The sequence below is a fragment of the Mucilaginibacter sp. UYP27 genome, assembly GCF_040547175.1.
Classification (GTDB): Bacteria; Bacteroidota; Bacteroidia; order Sphingobacteriales; family Sphingobacteriaceae; genus Mucilaginibacter.
Genome location: NZ_JBEPPE010000007.1, coordinates 25,051 through 41,675, shown reverse-complemented (window position 1 = coordinate 41,675; position 16,625 = coordinate 25,051). Strand labels below are relative to the sequence as shown.

The following is a 16,625-nucleotide window of genomic DNA, read 5'->3' as shown; positions in this document are numbered from 1 at the left end:
TTTTTAAAACTGCATGGCAAAATTTAACCCCACTATACCTTCGCTATACGATGGCATTACAATTGAGGTTGTTTTGGGTTGTTTCTTCAACTCGGCAGGCACATCGCGGTTATCTTCTTTCTCTCGGCCTGCCTTAAATATGCGGTTACGGATATATGGGTAAAGCAAATAAGCTGCTTTTGCAGATAAGATCCCAATCCCTGCACCTGCTACCACATCACTAAACCAATGGTCGCGGTTGTACATACGTAAAATACCTGTAGCTGTGGCAAAACCATAGCCTAAGGCGCTATACCCTATAGATTTATCTCCAAGCTCCTGCGCCATAAATTCGGCGCCCAAAAATGCATTGGCTGTATGGCCCGATGGGAAAGAATAATAGTCAGAGCCATCCGGGCGAAGCCTGTGGGTAACTTTTTTTAGGCCAAACGTAGTCAGGCCCATCATCCCCTCGGCCATTACAAAAATAAGTGTGCGGTCTACAAAAGTATTTTTACCGTGGATACCTGCCAGGTTCAAGGCATAAACCAGAGCCACCGGTGTAAATTGGAAATAGTTTTCGGGGTGGTGCTTAAAATTGGGGGCATCCTCTTTAATATCGTTATTGATACTTACGTCCAATCTCCTTACCGGCTTAAAATAGAAATTGCTTGAACCGTAAACGATCAAAGCGATTGGTGGTGCTAATGCCCATGCTTTACTGCGCAGATGTTTCACTGTATCTGGCGCGGTAAAAAGGTCTTTTTTTAGCGTATCCACTATGTTTACTTTCTTAGTGGTATCGGTTGGTGTTTGCTGGGCAAGGGCATTAAAGCCAATAATGCAGCAAAGCAACAGGGTTGTTATTCTTTTCAAAGGGCGGGGTATTAAAATTCTAACTATTTACCTATCTCAATTACATGGAAAGTGCCTGCTACCATGTGCGGCCTTGGGTGAGCATTCTCTGCCGTTGGTGGGGTAGCTTCCATTTGCGCGGCAGGCAAAAACAAGTGATGGGTAACGGTATCTATGCCTATAGTACGCGCGCTTTTTTCAGTTACAATATTCTCTACAAACACAAATTTATTGGCGTTAACCTCTTTAACAACCGACATGTTGCCATCACCGTTGGATGCATAAGCCATTTTGAGTTCCGGGTCGAAAGCTACACCATCGCAATCGCCAATTTTAAATTTAGCAAGGTTTTTACCGTTGGCGGCATCCATAACAACCATAGTAGCGTTACCACCACAACCGATAAATAAGCGATTGGTGGTTTTATCAATAGCCAAACCAGATGGTTCATCACCTTCATTTATTTTATATCGGGCTACAACTTTATACGTATTAGCGTTAATAACTACCACCTCATTCGTAGTTTCCGAATTAACAAAGATCTTGCCCTTTCCGTCAGAGACACCTGTTTCCGGCTTGCCGCCAAGCGAGATAGTTGCCACCACTTTATCAGTAGCCGGGTCTATTACCGATGCATCGCTGCTACGGCCGTTAAACGCGTAAACTTTTTTGGAAAAATCATCATAAAATATCGCGTCTGGATTGGTGCCTACCGCTATCTTGCCCAGCTCTGCATTGGTTTTCAGATCGAATATAGTACAGCTATTATCGCGGCCATTGCTTGTATAACCTTTTCCTAATGCTTTTACCAATGCAATACCATGCACACCGTTTGTGTTTAAAATGACCCCAACCGAATCGCCGGTGGCAGTACTCAAAATATTAACCTGCGTACCATGTGATACGTAGATCTTTTTCTCGTCGGCATCAACCATAACGTAATCCCAACCGCCACTGCTTTTTATACTATATTTTTTAAGAATTTGCAGCCCGGTTTTAGTTTGGGCACTAACGGCTGATGAAAAAATCACCATTATGATGACCATAGCATTTGTAATTTGACGGATATGCTGCATTATAACTTTTTGATGCTATAATAAGAGTGCATTCTGTAGAAATCTTGGATATTGGGCCTAGCAACAACAAACCGTAAACGATTACCCGGTGAAAGGAAAACAGGCCACAAAAAGCCCCTCTAATTTCTTAAAGGGGCTTTTTCCTGTGAACCCTATTGGACATTTTTCGAACCAATTTATAGATGAAATTAGAATTATAGCTGATTTTAAATAGGTGGTTCGAACCCAGTTAAGGGATATATTTATCAAATAATAGCCTGGTATTGTCTAGCATTCGATAAGATGTTCATTTCGGTTACAACACCGTCCGTTTTGGTTACAATCCGCCTTTTGCGATGACGCAACTTTGTATCACACAAAAGGAAACAACATGAAAACTATTTTGATCACCGGCGCATCGACCGGATTAGGCAAAGCAACCGCTAAACTATTTCAGGCTAATGGCTGGAGGGTTATTGCTACGATGCGTACACCCGAAAAAGAAACAGAACTTAACCAGTTATCCAATATTCAACTGTTACCGATGGATATTACTAAGAGCGAACAGGTAAATCAAACCATTAAAGCCGCACTGGAACTGGGCGATATTGACGTAGTATTCAATAATGCAGGTTACGGACTGATCGGCCCAATTGAATCACATACCGAAGAACAGATCCGGGCACAATTCGATACCAATTTTTTCGGTACACTTTCGGTTATCCGTGCCTTTATTCCATATTTTCAGGAGCGTAACAAAGGTTTATTTATTAATACCACATCACTTTGCGGCTTGGTGTCTAACCCTCAGTCGGCCATTTACAACGCTTCTAAATGGGCTGTACAAGGCTTAGCCGAAAGCTTGTCCTATGATCTTGCCCAGTTCAATATAGGCATTAAAAACGTAGCTCCGGGTGGCATCAAAAGTGATTTTATGAAAGCTATGCAGGTAACCGAAGACAAGGCTTACGCGGCCACTTTGGCTAAGTTGAATGAAAGTTTTACCGATGGTACCTTAATGGAATTCACTGAAGCGGAGCAGATCGCCGAAGTGGTTTACCAGGCAGCTACAGATGAGAAAGATCAGCTAACTTACCCAGCAGGCAACGATGCGGTACGCCTTTATGCCAAACGTCTGGCCGAAGGTCCGGAAGCTTACCGGATTGGTTTGACAAAATATCTTAACTTGCCAAGCCCATATCCACAAGCATGAAGAACGTAAGTAAGCAACCCATCATCTTTAATTCGATCTCGGAACTGCACCGGGCATTGGGCCTGCCCAAACCCCTGCACCCGCTGATCAACCTGGTGGATTATAATAACATCCCCGTTGAAACTGCCGAACTGGAAAAAGGCATGTTATTTAATTTTTATAAGATCTCTTATAAAAAGAATTATAGCGGCAAGATCAAATATGGACAAAGCCAATATGATTTTGACGAGGGCGGCTTATCTTTTATTTCACCAAACCAGGTGATTACAGCGTTGGAAGGTGAAGCGGATTATAGTGGTTATACTTTACTGTTACACCCGGACTTTATCAGGACTTACCCTTTGGGGAAAAGCATTAAAAATTATGGCTTCTTCTCTTACGCTGTAAACGAGGCCTTGTACTTATCGGAAAAAGAAAAACAGGTCATTATCGGTTTGTTCAAAAACATCGAAATGGAACTGGATTCTGCTATCGATCAGATCAGCCAGGACGTACTGGTATCACAAGTGGAACTGCTGCTTAACTATAGTAAACGCTACTATAACCGGCAGTTCATTACCCGCAAAACGGCCAGCAGCGAATTGCTGGTTCGTTTTGAAGGCTTGCTTGCTGATTACTTTGATACCGGTAAGCCGTTAACCAATGGCTTGCCCGCAGTGGATGATCTTGCAGCGTCGCTTAACATTTCGGCTCATTATCTGAGCGATATGCTCCGTACGCTCACCGGTCAAAATACGCAGCAGCACATCCATGCTAAATTGATAGATAAAGCTAAAGAACTGCTAAGTACGGGAGATCTGTCTGTCGCGGAAGTCGCTTACCAATTAGGTTTTGAACACCCGCAATCCTTTAACCGCTTGTTTAAAAGTAAAATCAAGCTTTCACCGCTTGACTTTAGGGAGTCTTTAAATTAACTTTTACCATGCAAGATATTGTCAATAATCAAACAGAACTCGAGCACATTGCTCATCAATTTATAGCAGCGGCCAACCGGTTTGATACCGGGGCAGTACTGGATCTTTTCGCTGCAGATGCAGTAATCGAAGATGTTTCCGTTGGGGAAAAATTTGAGGGTACATCAGGCATTAAAAGATATATAACAACCTTCTTTATCGGCTATCATACAAAGACTGAACTGCTGTCTTTTGAACATACCGCGCTAGGTAAGATACTGGCTAAAGTGGATTTTACCGGAGACTTTGGCCATGAAACCGGGTGGCTTGATATCCGTTTCAATGCTGCGGGGTTAATCGAACAAATCGACGCCGATTTGGATTAGTCGCTTTGAACGGACTAATCAGACCAATTAGCCCCAAAAAAACAACTATATTAAGAAAACAAGTGTAGCATATCATCAAGCAGCACTTTAAAAACTACAGCAATGGTTCAAAATCATCTCATTGCTTCCTCAAAAACTCATGCCGGCTGGCTAAAGGATGAGGTTGCTCGCGACATTCACCGGTTCAATGTTTTTCAGGTAGATGACCCGGCCGATTTGTTTGATTGCCGCCCGTATAACCGACCCGGTTACTACAAGATTAGCCTGCATTATGGGCATAACCGGTTATCTGATGAGAAGCACTCATTCGAATTCGAGGGTGCTGCGCTGGTTTTTGCGCATCCTGACGTGGTATACGGAATGGAGCATTTGGGTGTGCAGAAAGCCTGTTACTTCTGTGTCTTTACAGAAGATTTTTTCGAACGCTTTACTGGTATCGGGACCTACGAGGTATTTTCTGTAGATGCCGCGCCTGTGATTCTACTCACAGATGCGCAACAATTAGAATTTACTTATTTGTTCCAGCAAATGACATCGGAAATTGCGCAGGATTTTCACTTGAAATACGACTTGCTCCGCGCCTTAGTTATGCAGCTCATATTGAAAGCCATTAAACTCCGGCCCATTCCTGTTCTGCGGGAGCATCCTTCTAATGCCACTAAGCGTGTAACCGAACGGTTCATGGAACTATTAGAGCACCAATTTCCAATCACATCACCAGTTCAACGTATGGCACTGCGCCATCCCGTTGAATTTGCACAGCAATTGTCCATGCATGTAAATTCTCTGAACAGGATGTTAAAAAAGCTAACAGGCAAGACAACCTCGCAGCTCATTTCGGAACGTACGCTAAGGGACGCGCAGGAATTACTGATCCATACAACCTGGAACATTGTAGAGATCGCCTGGTGCCTCGGCTATGAGGACGTATCACATTTTATCAAATCTTTTAAGAAATACGGGGGAACTACTCCCGCAATGTTCCGAAAGACACTGGTTGCCTGATTTTGCCTATCATTGGTTTGAAAATGCCCATTGTTCCGGTATTGTAATACTGACATTTGTGGAGTTAATCTTACAAATAAATTTATGGAAAATTACATGATAAATATTCAGGAAACAGCAGACAAATACGCTGTTGTTGAGGCGCTTTACCGGTTTGCCGCTGGCCTTGACCTGCGCGATAATGACCTTCTTGCATCCGCTTTTTCGGCAGATGCCATATCCGATTTCAGGCCAGCCGGGAAAAAAGCCGGGTTTGAATACCCGGTGTTGGAAGGCAGGGATACCATCGTTGCGGCGCTTTTGGGCTCCCTAAGTAAAATTGATACTTCGCATTCGATAAGCAACCCGAGAGTCGCTATCGATGGAGACAAAGCATCGATGGACGTTTTGGTAGAAGCGCAGCATTTACCGGCAAACGACCACTCTCGTCATTACCTCATGAAAAACAGATATGATGTTGAATTGATCAGGCAGGATAAGGTTTGGGTTATCAAACGCTACATCGTTGACAATATCTGGCGCACGGGAGATCCAACCGTACTCGCCGGTATCTAAAGCGGAGTGACAGTGTGTAAATTGACCCAACAGGGTTATTTTAAACGCTTAAAGCCGCTTTCAAATTTTGTGAGCGGCTTTATACATTCGGCTATACCCTCTTCTCCAGTTTGTTTGACAGACACTTCTTTACTTAACTGGAACATCGTAATATGAAAATGACATTATTTTAGAACAAGTGTTCTAAAATAACTTTAAGTTTGCAAAGAATTATGGCAAGGAACTTAGAGTTTAACGAAGAGCAGGCGGTCAAAAAAGCGATGGAGGTCTTTTGGAAAAAAGGTTACAGCGGTACTTCTATCCGTGACCTGGCCAATGCGATGAATATCAACATCAGCAGTATCTACAATACGATTGGTGACAAACACCAGCTTTTTGTTAAATGTATACGCAATTATACTGAGGACAGAATGAAAGACGCCATTACCCAAACTGTCAAAGTCAAATCGCCGCTAAAGGCGATCGTCGGTTTTATTAATGATGCTGCCAATACCATTTTATACAGCAATAATAGCTGTTTGGCTATTAAAACGACCTTTGAAGTGGCTGCGTCTGATCCGGCTATTCAGCAAATATTAAAGGAAGACAATGAATTTACCTACAAATTTTTGTTTGACCTTGTTAAGAAAGCAATTGATCAGAAAGAGCTTAACGCAACTACTGACGCTGAAACGGTAACCGATTTCATCATCAATACCTTTACCGGTTGGCATGAATCTTATATCCTGCACAACGATCCTGTTAAGATCAAAAAAATGGCCAAATACCTGATCGATCAGATCTCCCAATAATATCTTTCGCCAATTTAATTCAGATACAAAGGCCAGTTTGGTCTATAATTTGCTTTCATTTTGGAGCAAACGTTCTAAAATAAGGAAAGAATACCGTGGAAATCAGATCAGATAATTACGATACACATTAAGTAAAAACAATATGAACAACGAATTGGATCTTAAAGAAGTTATATCCCGCTCACAGAAGATAAGGGAACTTTATCACCGGTTGGAACTGGAATATCACGGCAGCAAATGGTCGGTTGAAGAAGATGCACTTGCCTTTTTGACGGACGCTGGCTTAGTTGGCAGATTAACGATGTCCCAGCAAGGGCGCTGGCCAAAAGGAGACAAAACAAACGAAGAACTATCTCACAAATTAGGGGAAAGCATCTGGTGGCTGATAGTCCTGGCCGACCGGATGGATATTGATATTAGTGTGGCCCTTGAAGGGTTCCTTTCTAAAACAGAAAAGCTTTTAAAGAAGTAAGATGACAGAACTAAATAAGTCCAAAAAAGGTAAATTACTTATCTATGGTGCGACTGGACATACAGGAACATTGATCGCTCATGAAGCAACAAGAAGAGGCCTTGATTTTGAGATCGCAGGTCGCAATGAAGATAAGTTAGCCGCGCTGGCAACTGAATTGAATGTCCACTACCATGTGTTTTCGGTAAATGATACAGCAGGATGGGATGTAAGCCTTAAGGGTAAAACGGCATTGCTGAACATAGCCGGTCCGTTTAGCGAAACCGCCGACCATGCAATGGAAGCCTGCATCAAATACAAAGTTCATTATTTTGACATTACCGCAGAAGTGGATATTTACCGCCTCGCTGAAACTAAGGATGAGGCTGCAAAAGCCGCCGGTATCATGTTAATGTCTGGTGCTGGATTATTTGCTACTTACGACCCATTAGTTCTACATACTGCTAAACGGGTGAAAGATCCGGTGCGTTTACGAGCTGCGTTTAAATACGCAGGAGGATTTACGCCCGGTTCCATTGCCAGTAGTGCCAATATTATAAATGCCGGTATTTTGGTGCGGAAAAACGGTATCATAGAAAAACTAATTGAAGCAGCACCCGCTGCCTTTGATTTCGGCAACGGCGCTGAAGAATGTTTTCCTACACCTTTGGGCGGAGTGGTGCTATGTTACAAATCTACTGGCATTCCCGATATTGAAGAATATTTTCAAATGGCACTTCCTGCTGCAACGCCCGAGGCCGGGAATTTGCAGATGAAAAGCGTTTTACCTGAAGAGATAAGTATGATCATTGCAGAAGTGACCGGAGCAGACTTAACGGTAGTCCGGTCAATAGCAGAGATGCCTGCCGGGTATATGCCGACAGTAAATTCAGCCATTGAGATCGTATCCCTTGCGCTTGAAGGGCAATTCAATGTAGGTTTTCAATCTCCCGCTTCTGCCTACGGTGAAGGTTTACTTGATTCTTTCATCGATTTAAAGATCGTTGATTTGTAAATTGCTTTTCCTAACACAAGCTATCGATGTCGGGGCTCATCTCTTTAGGTCATTTCAAATTGATTTATTACCGTTAGCTGATCGATAAAATGGTTCGAATTATGTATAGTCTGGGGACGGTTGATTGAATTAGAAAACAAATAATTATCGTCCCTAGACTGGACATAATTCGAACCATTTGATAGAACAATTGAAGATCTTACACGATTTACAAGTTGCTTAGACGATGGTCATGTTTTGGATGTGTATCTCTATAATTTCAGCACTCGTCCATATCTGGCGGGCTTTCTCAAATTTAGATTCAATATCGTATATAGTAACTTTCTTCACATTACCCGAATTATGCTTTAATAGATCTAAAACAGCGATATCATAAGGTTTAAAATTAAATCCAAATACAATTAGCTCGTTTGATCGTGACAATACGTTTGCGGCATTTTCCCATTCTGCTTGAACTGCTATATTTAAGTTTTTCTCTATGGACGGCGGAACAATCAAAGCATTTCCATTTAAGCCGCATATGCCACTACTCCAATAATTGGCACCGTCAAATGAAATACTACCGTGGATTTTTGAAATTAAAATATTACCTGTCAAATTTACCGGCGTGTGCTGGTATGGAAACAATGGATTATGACCCCGGCCTAAAACTTTTTGACTCCGTCGGCCATAACGAAACCCTGACGTACCAAAAGCATATTCTAAAACTAAGTCATAATTCGTAGTAATTATGCCTCCAATTTCCATCATCTCATATAATCCAAAAAAACTTTTGGCTTTTTTTATACTATCTAATGATTTGATTTTCTTATCGTCAAACATAAATGTTTGGATACTGCCAAGGGTAGAACATAAAAAGGGTTCAGATAGTCTCCTGGCTATATATTTTGAAAGGTAGTTATTTAGCCTCGGTCCTTTGTCGCTTATGATGTGAGATATGAAGGCTTCATTATTCTCATTGGGATGACTACGTTGCCATGTCTCTTTTTCACTATATAATTTATCGTGCCATTTTCTATCCCCACTTCGTATTTCTGAAATATTAAAATCGAAAAGCTGATGCACCAGAGGCAAATCTGCTGACCATTTTGAAAATCCTGCACCGATAAAAAAACTTACCACTTGATTTAATTTAGAAAGAAATTACACGATATAACTTATTAAATAAACAATTTACTAACAATAATTTTTAACTTAACCTTTTATTAATTAGGGCAACAACGGGACGAAACCTGTTCAGCCCCTAAACCTACACTTTTGCTTCGTCATGATTGAAAATATAAAGGATATTGCTAATTTAACAGGGCTTGCCCGTCTAAAGGGCCGTTTATTTGAAGTAAAAACAATTCACCCGGCCGACTTGCAACAATACATCGATCAGGGGTGGGAACTGTATAAAAAATTAAATAAAACTGTTCAGGTCAAAAGAAATAAACAGCATTCATATTTACTAGAGGACCGCGTTTGGAATATGTTTTATAAAATGGGGTTTCGACAGCTATCAGCAGAGGGCGGCGCACAGCTAATAATAAACGCCAAAGAAACCTCTTCACCAAAATCCCAAATTGATATCGTAGCTATTGACCGGGAAGTAGCCATTGCTATTGAATGCAAATCTTCAGCAGACTATAAAAAACGTATTCAGTTCCAGGAGGAACTAGGCAAATTTTCCCAAATAAAAGACCCTTTTATTAAATCTATAAGAAATCATTTTTCTAATGATGGTGTGAAAAAGCAACCTGTTTTTATTATGTTTTTAAGTAAAGCGATCTTAAATGATAATGACAAGGAACGTGCAAAACAGGCTAACGTAATTTTGTTTGATGATGTGGATCTGACCTATTACGAAAACTTGGTCAATCATTTAGGACCGGCCGCGAAATATCAAATCTTGTCTGACATGTTGCCCGGCAAGGAAATCCCTGGGCTATCTATCAAAATACCTGCGATTAAAAGCAAAATGGGCGGTAATAATTGTTACTCATTTTCCATTTCGCCGGAGTTTTTACTTAAAATCGCATACGTATCTCACCGCTCAAAAGGGAAAGCATCTGATATCAATACCTATCAGCGTATGCTTACTAAATCCCGGTTAAATAAAATAAGAGACTATCTGACGGACGATGGAATTTTCCCAACGAACATCATTCTTAATATTGACAAAAGCAGACTAAATTTTCAGCGTATAAAACAGGAAGGGGAACAAGACGATGAAATAAACGCTGGTATATTAGGTTGGCTGGATATTAAAGCTGCTTATAAATCTGCTTGGATCATCGATGGGCAACATCGGCTTTACGCTTATTCTGGTCACCCAAAATCCCATAAAAGTAAATTGTCCGTAATGGCATTTGAAGGCCTAAAGCCGAGCAAGCAGGCGGAACTTTTTATCGACATCAATGCTAAACAGAAAAGTGTCAAGCAATCTCTTTTACAGGAGTTATTTGCAGAGTTGCATTGGGATTCTGATAAACTTTCAGATCGAGTGAGCGCGATTATATCAAAGTGCATTCAGGATTTGAATAATATGCCAGGGTCAATTCTATTTAATCGGATACAAACCACAGATGGAATAAAAGATAATATCCGGTGCATTACACTTAAAAGCTTATTTGACCAAATTGAAAAGAAGGGCTTTTTTATCGCTAAAGAGCGTGGAGGAAATGTATTGGAGTACGGGCCGTTATGGGCAGGCAATAATTTGGACACTTTAAAACGTGCAACGTTCATACTTAACTTTTGGCTAAGCGAAGTCGTTGCCCTAAACAGGGCTTGGTGGGATTTGGGCTCAGCGCCCGGTGGCGGTTTTTCTATGAATGACGGCGTTGCTACAATTTATTCAGTTTTAAGGATCCTCTTTGATCTCCTGGAAAAAAAAGGGCTAAAGCTAGTCACTTATACAGATCAAGAATTAGCCGATATTATAAAACCATATGGCGTCGCATTGGGCCAATATCTTGCCAGCTTGACGGAGGGCCAACGTAAATCATTTAGGGACTTGCGGGGTATTCAAGGTTTAACCTATAGAACGATGCAGTGCCAAGTCGGGATGCGTAATGTCATGCCTGAATTTAATCCTGATGGCTTGGATGAATGGCAAAACCTGCAAAAACAACAAACCAATAAGAACGCAAAGGAAATTATTGATCAAATGGAGGTCGCCCTTCAAAATAATATTATTGACGAGTTGAAATTTAATATAGGGACTGAGGATGAGGTGTGGTGGTATGAAGGCATACCACAGGGGATTAGAACCAAAGTGTCCAATCGCATGGAAGAGGATAAAAATAAGCGCGGTGGTAAAGAGTACTATTTTGATCTTTTAGACTATAAAAAAATCATACACGACAATTGGGAGATTTTCGAAAAAAAGTTCGGTTACGGTAAGGGTGGCAAGGATAAAAGAACGGAATGGTTGGATTTTATCAATGAAATTAGGCGGATTGTCGCGCATGCATCTTCTGGAAAAACGGTAAGTATTGATCATTACCAAAAGTTAACCGCCTTAAATGAGTGGTTGGGTATGCAGATTATCAGTCCGGTGGAGGAAGAAACTACACAAGATTAATTAATATCAAGTAATTGACTTAAATAGATTATTGCCATTAACTTCGCGATTTAATTATAAAACACCTAATGGTAACAACTCAATTAAAGGATACGCCTGTAGTGATAGATAAAATGCCTCATTTACTAAAGTATATGGGGTCAAAAAGAGAGATTATTGAATTTGTTACGGATTCGATTAGGGAATTGAATGCTGACAGCAACTGGATTTGCGACTTGTTTGCCGGTACGAGCGTAGTTTCAGGTTCGTTAAAAAATATCTACAATGTTCATGCAAACGATATTCAATTATATTCTTCAATCTTTTCGCATACCTATTTCAGCAATTTAAAAGGAATTGCAGGAATTACGATAAAAGAAATACAAGAAAAATGCTTAAAGAAGGTTAATGAATTCAAAGTTAAATATCCTCAGCATGTCTACAACTATGGTACGATACAAACCTTAGACGAACTGAATAAATTGGAGGCACAGCAACAAAACCTCCTTCACGACGAGTTTAATATCGGCTTTCATTTGTTTGTTAAAAATTATTCTGGCACTTATTGGTCGTTCGAACAGTGTTTATGGATTGACTCCATACGGGCTGTAGCTGAAATTTATGCGGGAAAACCGGAATATTACGCTATACTATCCTCTTTAATATTTTCCATGTCTTACAATTCGCCAAGTACCGGCCACTATGCACAGTATCGGGACGCCACGACGGATAACATGCAAGATATATTAAGTTACCGGAATAGGGACATATGGTCTTATTTTGAGAAAAAATTTGATGAGTTGGTGCTTACTATAGGCGAATCAGAATTGGATCATAAGATTTCAACGCTTGATTACCTCGACTGTTTAAGAATAATAAAAAAGGGCTCCATCGTGTATGCCGACCCCCCCTACCAGTCGGTACATTATTCAAGGTTTTATCATGCACTCGAAACACTGGTACGATATGACTACCCCAAAGTCCATTACAAAGGACGCTATAGGGAAGACCGTCATCAGTCTCCTTTTTGCAAGAAGACAACGGTTAATAGCGCATTTAGTAATTTATTTCAGGGTATCGCCGATAAGAAATCGCATTTAGTATTAAGTTATAGTGATACCGGTATGATCACGCTTGAAGATGTGAAAAAGATAGCAAAGACTGTCTTTAAAAACACTTATGAACTTGATGTTTTGGAAAAAGAGCATATACATAGTAAAATGGGAAGAAGCGACATTAGGCAGCAAGGGGTTGTCGAATATTCAATAAACTTTAGAAGAAAATAATACCTGTCATGAAAGATACTGGTAAATTAAAAACTTCCTGGACGAAGTATTACACTGTTCAAATGATTGAAATTATTTGCAACGAAACTATTGAAAATTATCTTTCAGGCCAGGAGAAGTTTGAAAAATCCGTACTGTTGTCCGTGTTAGGTTTAAGGCAACTGGGAGATCCTTTACCAGATTACTGGATTAAGCTCTATCAATATCCAAAACAAGTCAGATTGTTTTCTTTGATAGCTGCGCTTACAACCAATTATGCGGTTATCAAAAAATTTGCTGAAAAATATGCCGAAAAAGGTGAAATGTCTGGTACATTCCAAGTTGACAATGGAAAAGAGGGTACTAACATAAGAAGTGCCTTGGTTATAGCTGGCGCATCACTCGAAAACTATAGAAAAGAAAACATTGTACCTTTTAACTTTTCGCCTTTGTTTGAAAACGGAGAGGTTGGTTTATTGGCTCGCGAATTATATACAAACCGATTACTCCGTATTGGATTTTCCCCTTCTGAAATTGAAGATATATCAAGTCTGGCCAATGCTTGTTTTCAATATGATTTTGTTCAGGCATTAGGATTAACTAAACCTCAGTTTGAAAAATGGGTAGGTGGCACAGGGCTTAATGTGGAAGAGGAAATATTTCAGTTCTCCCAACTTAAAATTTACAAAGAGATTCCGATGTTAAAAGTTCATCAATGGATGAATGACTGGGACGATATTGATTTTAAATCGCCACTGCGAAGTAAACCGAAACCATTTTTTTACATGTTTAACATTGATGCTCGCTTACTTAAAAAGCTATCAGATGTTCACAGACGAAAACCGGATGGCAATCGTGGAGATGATATTCTAGTTCAACGTGATAAAAATGATCAGCGTGTGGGTGAGATCAGAAAATATATCGAAGGTGGGTTTCCCTGGTCAACTATTTCCAAACAAGAGCAAAAACTCACTGAAAATATTGACCTGAAAATGCCTGGTTTGTTGCCTACCGCCATTATTGCTAACATCATTGGGCCTGGTCAAAATAGAAACGGCAGAACGTTGGATGAAAAGGATCAACTATCGATCAAGGATGGAAACGGCATAATGCCAAGGCTGGTTATACCTGACCATATATTTGACAATACAGAGTGGAATCCAAGTTTAAAACCAATTGAAATTATTGATGGTCAGCACAGACTTTGGGCTTTTAACGAAAACCAATCGTTAAGTGGCAATTATGAATTTCCGGTAATAGCCTTTTTTGACCTAGATCGCGCCTGGCAGGCCTATTTATTTTATACCATAAATATAAAGCCTGTTAAAATAAATACCAGTTTAGGTTTCGATTTATATCCTTTGTTAAGGACACAGACTTGGTTGGAAAATTCAAAAGACGGGTTACTTGCATATAGGGAAACACGCGCACAGGAAATCGTAGAAGCATTGTGGTTATTTGAAGGAAGCCCATGGTATCAACGTATTAATATGATTGGGGAAGCGGGTGGGCCGACAATGAGCCAGGCAGCATTTATTCGCACCTTAGTTAATTCATTTTTCAAAAGAACTGCAGGGCTCTACAGCGATAAATTAAATGAAAACTACAAAATCATAGACTGGAATAGAGCGCAGCAGGCTGCCTTTATTATTTTACTGTGGCGTTATATCGCTAAAGAGATTAGAAGCTGTGATAAGCCTTGGGCTATTGCTTTACGAAACGATGAAAAACAAGCGGCCTTATTTGAAGATCAAAAAAATGATGATCTTGCATTTGTGGGTAAGAACACGTTTTTGTCAAGGGATCAAGGGGTTCGTGGTGTAATGCTATTCGCGAATGATTTTTTCTACACGGCAGCGAAATATGGTGATATAGACTTCAACTCGTTTATTTGGGAGGGTGATTTGGACGAACAAAGCATATCCAACGAGAATATTAGCAAAGCATTGCAGTTGTTTGAAAGTAACAGGAAACTAAAAAAACTTATCGGAGATTTAACAAACTCAATCGCTGAAGTGGATTGGAGGACATCATCTGCTAATTTCCAGATGGAAGCTGAAAAAGAATATCAGATGCGCTATAAAGGAAGTAGCGGCTATGGTGAATTTTGGCGGGAAATTCTTAAAAACCTGCAAAAATCGAAAGATCAGTTGGTTACTAAATATGCCAATCAATTAGCCAATCAATAATATGCCTTTACAGAGATTTATAAATAGTGCTTCCAGTAATGCAGCTCTGGCTGGCTTTATTAAAGTAAAAAGCGACTATTTACCGGGTAATGAATTCCTGCCTAACACTAATCTCCTAAAGATTGATGCTGTAAGGGCAATTGGAAGACGTCGTGATCCCTATAGAGTTTCTCCTGATGACACCAAAGCTTATCTTGCTGTATCATCATTGATGCATTGTTTTGACGGTTGGAATTATTTAAGCAGCGCCATTGACAGTTTAATCAACGGTGAGAAATACATCTCTGTGCATTTAAGTTACTATGCCGAACTTCGTGCTTCAATGTCATTTTTGGCAACAGAGGGAATAGGAATTTTTGACCATGATCATATTTGTGCTACGGGTACAAATACGGTCATGCGTAGTCCAGATTTGACATCGAGAGGAAGAAGTTTAAACGGTACTCACGCGTTTATTTGGGAAAGTTTGGCGGCATGGATCAACTATAAACAAGGAACAAATACCTTAAACTATTTTTCAGTTCATGGAAAAAGTTTTGATGAATGGATTCGTTTTATCCCGAACGCAAATAACGCAGCAGTAATTTCATTAATCGTCAAAGATTGGTTAAAGGAGTGGAGTTTCGATATCAACAATTATAAAAATGATCGGTCCGGAAGAAATACATTCAGCTACAGGCCAACACGGGTATCCGATCTGTCAGCAGATAATCTAGACGATAAATTGATAGAGGTCAATCAGTTTTGGAAAATGCTAGAACCCGAAAACTCCAATCGTTTTGCGCTTCTTGATAAATATCTATTTAAAATCCTGTTTGAGAAAATATTTACGGTTCTCACCGCCAACGGTCACCAACTCACTAAAGAGCAATTATTAGATCAAACCTTTGTAAATGCCAGGCTCCCCATGGATGCCCAATTAAAGCAATTAATTTTGACAGGGGCTAATCATACGCTTTTGACTCATGCGCAAAATCATGCTATTGATGCACAAGGCCATGCCATGCCTCTTTCAGTAATTGCAAGGGCAATTCTCATGCTGCGGTTTTCGAGTGGCGCGACTGGGTATTTGTTGAAATTGGCTGGTATAACCAAGGCCAACTTGCAATTTTATTGGAATATAATTGGGGTAGACTATGGATTTTGGGATGCGAATGCAACCCCGAATTCTTTTATTACCCTATGGGATCTGGTAAATGATTCAATAGAAGACATTGAAGATTGGAGAACTAATCCACCAGGAAATATTAACCTTAAAGAACTACATGGTCAGGAAATAGCCAGTATGCCAATTTATACGCAGTTTCATCGGGCCGGCTTATGGGGGACTGGATTTTAATCAAGATTTATCCCGTTGGTGGATTCCTTATTAGATCGAATGTTTTAAAACGCATTTCGCCCGAAGGCCAAAAGCAAGCCATGTTTT

General features: G+C 40.2%; 15 protein-coding genes. 12 read left to right on the top strand and 3 right to left on the bottom strand.

Annotation, left to right across the window (positions count from 1 at the left end; genetic code table 11):
- Positions 1 to 3: 3 nt before the first annotated feature.
- Positions 4 to 855: a phosphatase PAP2 family protein gene (locus ABIB39_RS18520; RefSeq protein ID WP_354431670.1), complete on the bottom strand. Its 852-nt coding sequence runs from the start codon at positions 853 to 855 to the stop codon at positions 4 to 6.
- 23 nt (positions 856 to 878) lie between these two features.
- Entirely contained in the window at positions 879 to 1,910 is a 1,032-nt protein-coding gene (locus ABIB39_RS18515) for a YncE family protein (protein ID WP_354431669.1), read from the bottom strand.
- A gap of 370 nt (positions 1,911 to 2,280) precedes the next feature.
- On the opposite strand from ABIB39_RS18515, the gene ABIB39_RS18510 reads away from it, so the two are divergent.
- The 8 genes from ABIB39_RS18510 (at position 2,281) to ABIB39_RS18475 (ending at position 8,198) form a co-directional block, all read left to right on the top strand.
- Positions 2,281 to 3,102, top strand: coding sequence for an SDR family oxidoreductase (locus ABIB39_RS18510; RefSeq protein ID WP_354431668.1), 822 nt, complete (start codon positions 2,281 to 2,283; stop codon positions 3,100 to 3,102).
- Entirely contained in the window at positions 3,099 to 4,016 is a 918-nt protein-coding gene (locus tag ABIB39_RS18505) for a helix-turn-helix domain-containing protein (protein ID WP_354431667.1), read from the top strand. Before ABIB39_RS18510 ends, ABIB39_RS18505 begins: the two co-directional genes overlap by 4 nt.
- A gap of 8 nt (positions 4,017 to 4,024) precedes the next feature.
- The gene (locus ABIB39_RS18500) at positions 4,025 to 4,381 is read left to right on the top strand and encodes a nuclear transport factor 2 family protein (RefSeq protein ID WP_354431665.1); all 357 of its coding nucleotides are present in this window, start codon (positions 4,025 to 4,027) and stop codon (positions 4,379 to 4,381) included.
- Between the two features lie 102 nt (positions 4,382 to 4,483).
- Positions 4,484 to 5,386 carry a helix-turn-helix domain-containing protein gene (locus ABIB39_RS18495; RefSeq protein ID WP_354431664.1) on the top strand — a complete coding sequence of 301 codons (903 nt, stop codon included), beginning with the start codon at positions 4,484 to 4,486 and terminating at the stop codon, positions 5,384 to 5,386.
- Between the two features lie 84 nt (positions 5,387 to 5,470).
- Positions 5,471 to 5,941, top strand: coding sequence for a nuclear transport factor 2 family protein (locus ABIB39_RS18490; RefSeq protein ID WP_354431663.1), 471 nt, complete (start codon positions 5,471 to 5,473; stop codon positions 5,939 to 5,941).
- 212 nt (positions 5,942 to 6,153) lie between these two features.
- Positions 6,154 to 6,732, top strand: a complete 579-nt coding sequence (locus tag ABIB39_RS18485; protein WP_354431662.1) for a TetR/AcrR family transcriptional regulator — start codon at positions 6,154 to 6,156, stop codon at positions 6,730 to 6,732.
- Positions 6,733 to 6,874: 142 nt separating this feature from the next.
- The gene (locus ABIB39_RS18480) at positions 6,875 to 7,204 is read left to right on the top strand and encodes a nucleoside triphosphate pyrophosphohydrolase family protein (protein WP_354431661.1); all 330 of its coding nucleotides are present in this window, start codon (positions 6,875 to 6,877) and stop codon (positions 7,202 to 7,204) included.
- A 1-nt stretch (position 7,205) separates the two neighbouring features.
- Positions 7,206 to 8,198: a saccharopine dehydrogenase family protein gene (locus ABIB39_RS18475; protein WP_354431660.1), complete on the top strand. Its 993-nt coding sequence runs from the start codon at positions 7,206 to 7,208 to the stop codon at positions 8,196 to 8,198.
- Between the two features lie 219 nt (positions 8,199 to 8,417).
- Here ABIB39_RS18475 and ABIB39_RS18470 read toward each other — a convergent pair whose 3' ends face one another.
- The gene (locus tag ABIB39_RS18470; protein WP_354431659.1) at positions 8,418 to 9,320 is read right to left on the bottom strand and encodes an SIR2 family protein; all 903 of its coding nucleotides are present in this window, start codon (positions 9,318 to 9,320) and stop codon (positions 8,418 to 8,420) included.
- A gap of 145 nt (positions 9,321 to 9,465) precedes the next feature.
- Here ABIB39_RS18470 and ABIB39_RS18465 point away from each other — a divergent pair, with 145 nt between their 5' ends.
- The 4 genes from ABIB39_RS18465 to ABIB39_RS18450 all read left to right on the top strand — a co-directional run bounded on the left by ABIB39_RS18465 (position 9,466) and on the right by ABIB39_RS18450 (position 16,538).
- Positions 9,466 to 11,766 carry a DGQHR domain-containing protein gene (locus tag ABIB39_RS18465; protein ID WP_354431658.1) on the top strand — a complete coding sequence of 767 codons (2,301 nt, stop codon included), beginning with the start codon at positions 9,466 to 9,468 and terminating at the stop codon, positions 11,764 to 11,766.
- Positions 11,767 to 11,834: 68 nt separating this feature from the next.
- Positions 11,835 to 13,031 (top strand): DNA adenine methylase, encoded by a 1,197-nt coding sequence (locus ABIB39_RS18460; RefSeq protein ID WP_354431657.1) that lies wholly within the window; start codon positions 11,835 to 11,837, stop codon positions 13,029 to 13,031.
- A gap of 8 nt (positions 13,032 to 13,039) precedes the next feature.
- Positions 13,040 to 15,199: a DGQHR domain-containing protein gene (locus ABIB39_RS18455; protein ID WP_354431656.1), complete on the top strand. Its 2,160-nt coding sequence runs from the start codon at positions 13,040 to 13,042 to the stop codon at positions 15,197 to 15,199.
- 1 nt (position 15,200) lies between these two features.
- A complete protein-coding gene (locus ABIB39_RS18450; protein ID WP_354431655.1) occupies positions 15,201 to 16,538 on the top strand; it encodes a hypothetical protein in 1,338 nt (445 codons plus the stop codon).
- Positions 16,539 to 16,625 lie beyond the last annotated feature (87 nt).

Coding starts and splice junctions, on each gene's coding strand:
- ABIB39_RS18450 (WP_354431655.1), top strand. CDS start 15,201: ATGCCTTTACAGAGATTTATAAATAGTGCTTCCAGTAATGCAGCTCTG.
- ABIB39_RS18475 (WP_354431660.1), top strand. CDS start 7,206: ATGACAGAACTAAATAAGTCCAAAAAAGGTAAATTACTTATCTATGGT.
- ABIB39_RS18460 (WP_354431657.1), top strand. CDS start 11,835: ATGGTAACAACTCAATTAAAGGATACGCCTGTAGTGATAGATAAAATG.
- ABIB39_RS18485 (WP_354431662.1), top strand. CDS start 6,154: ATGGCAAGGAACTTAGAGTTTAACGAAGAGCAGGCGGTCAAAAAAGCG.
- ABIB39_RS18465 (WP_354431658.1), top strand. CDS start 9,466: ATGATTGAAAATATAAAGGATATTGCTAATTTAACAGGGCTTGCCCGT.
- ABIB39_RS18510 (WP_354431668.1), top strand. CDS start 2,281: ATGAAAACTATTTTGATCACCGGCGCATCGACCGGATTAGGCAAAGCA.
- ABIB39_RS18480 (WP_354431661.1), top strand. CDS start 6,875: ATGAACAACGAATTGGATCTTAAAGAAGTTATATCCCGCTCACAGAAG.
- ABIB39_RS18490 (WP_354431663.1), top strand. CDS start 5,471: ATGGAAAATTACATGATAAATATTCAGGAAACAGCAGACAAATACGCT.
- ABIB39_RS18495 (WP_354431664.1), top strand. CDS start 4,484: ATGGTTCAAAATCATCTCATTGCTTCCTCAAAAACTCATGCCGGCTGG.
- ABIB39_RS18500 (WP_354431665.1), top strand. CDS start 4,025: ATGCAAGATATTGTCAATAATCAAACAGAACTCGAGCACATTGCTCAT.
- ABIB39_RS18455 (WP_354431656.1), top strand. CDS start 13,040: ATGAAAGATACTGGTAAATTAAAAACTTCCTGGACGAAGTATTACACT.
- ABIB39_RS18505 (WP_354431667.1), top strand. CDS start 3,099: ATGAAGAACGTAAGTAAGCAACCCATCATCTTTAATTCGATCTCGGAA.
- ABIB39_RS18515 (WP_354431669.1), bottom strand. CDS start 1,910: ATGCAGCATATCCGTCAAATTACAAATGCTATGGTCATCATAATGGTG.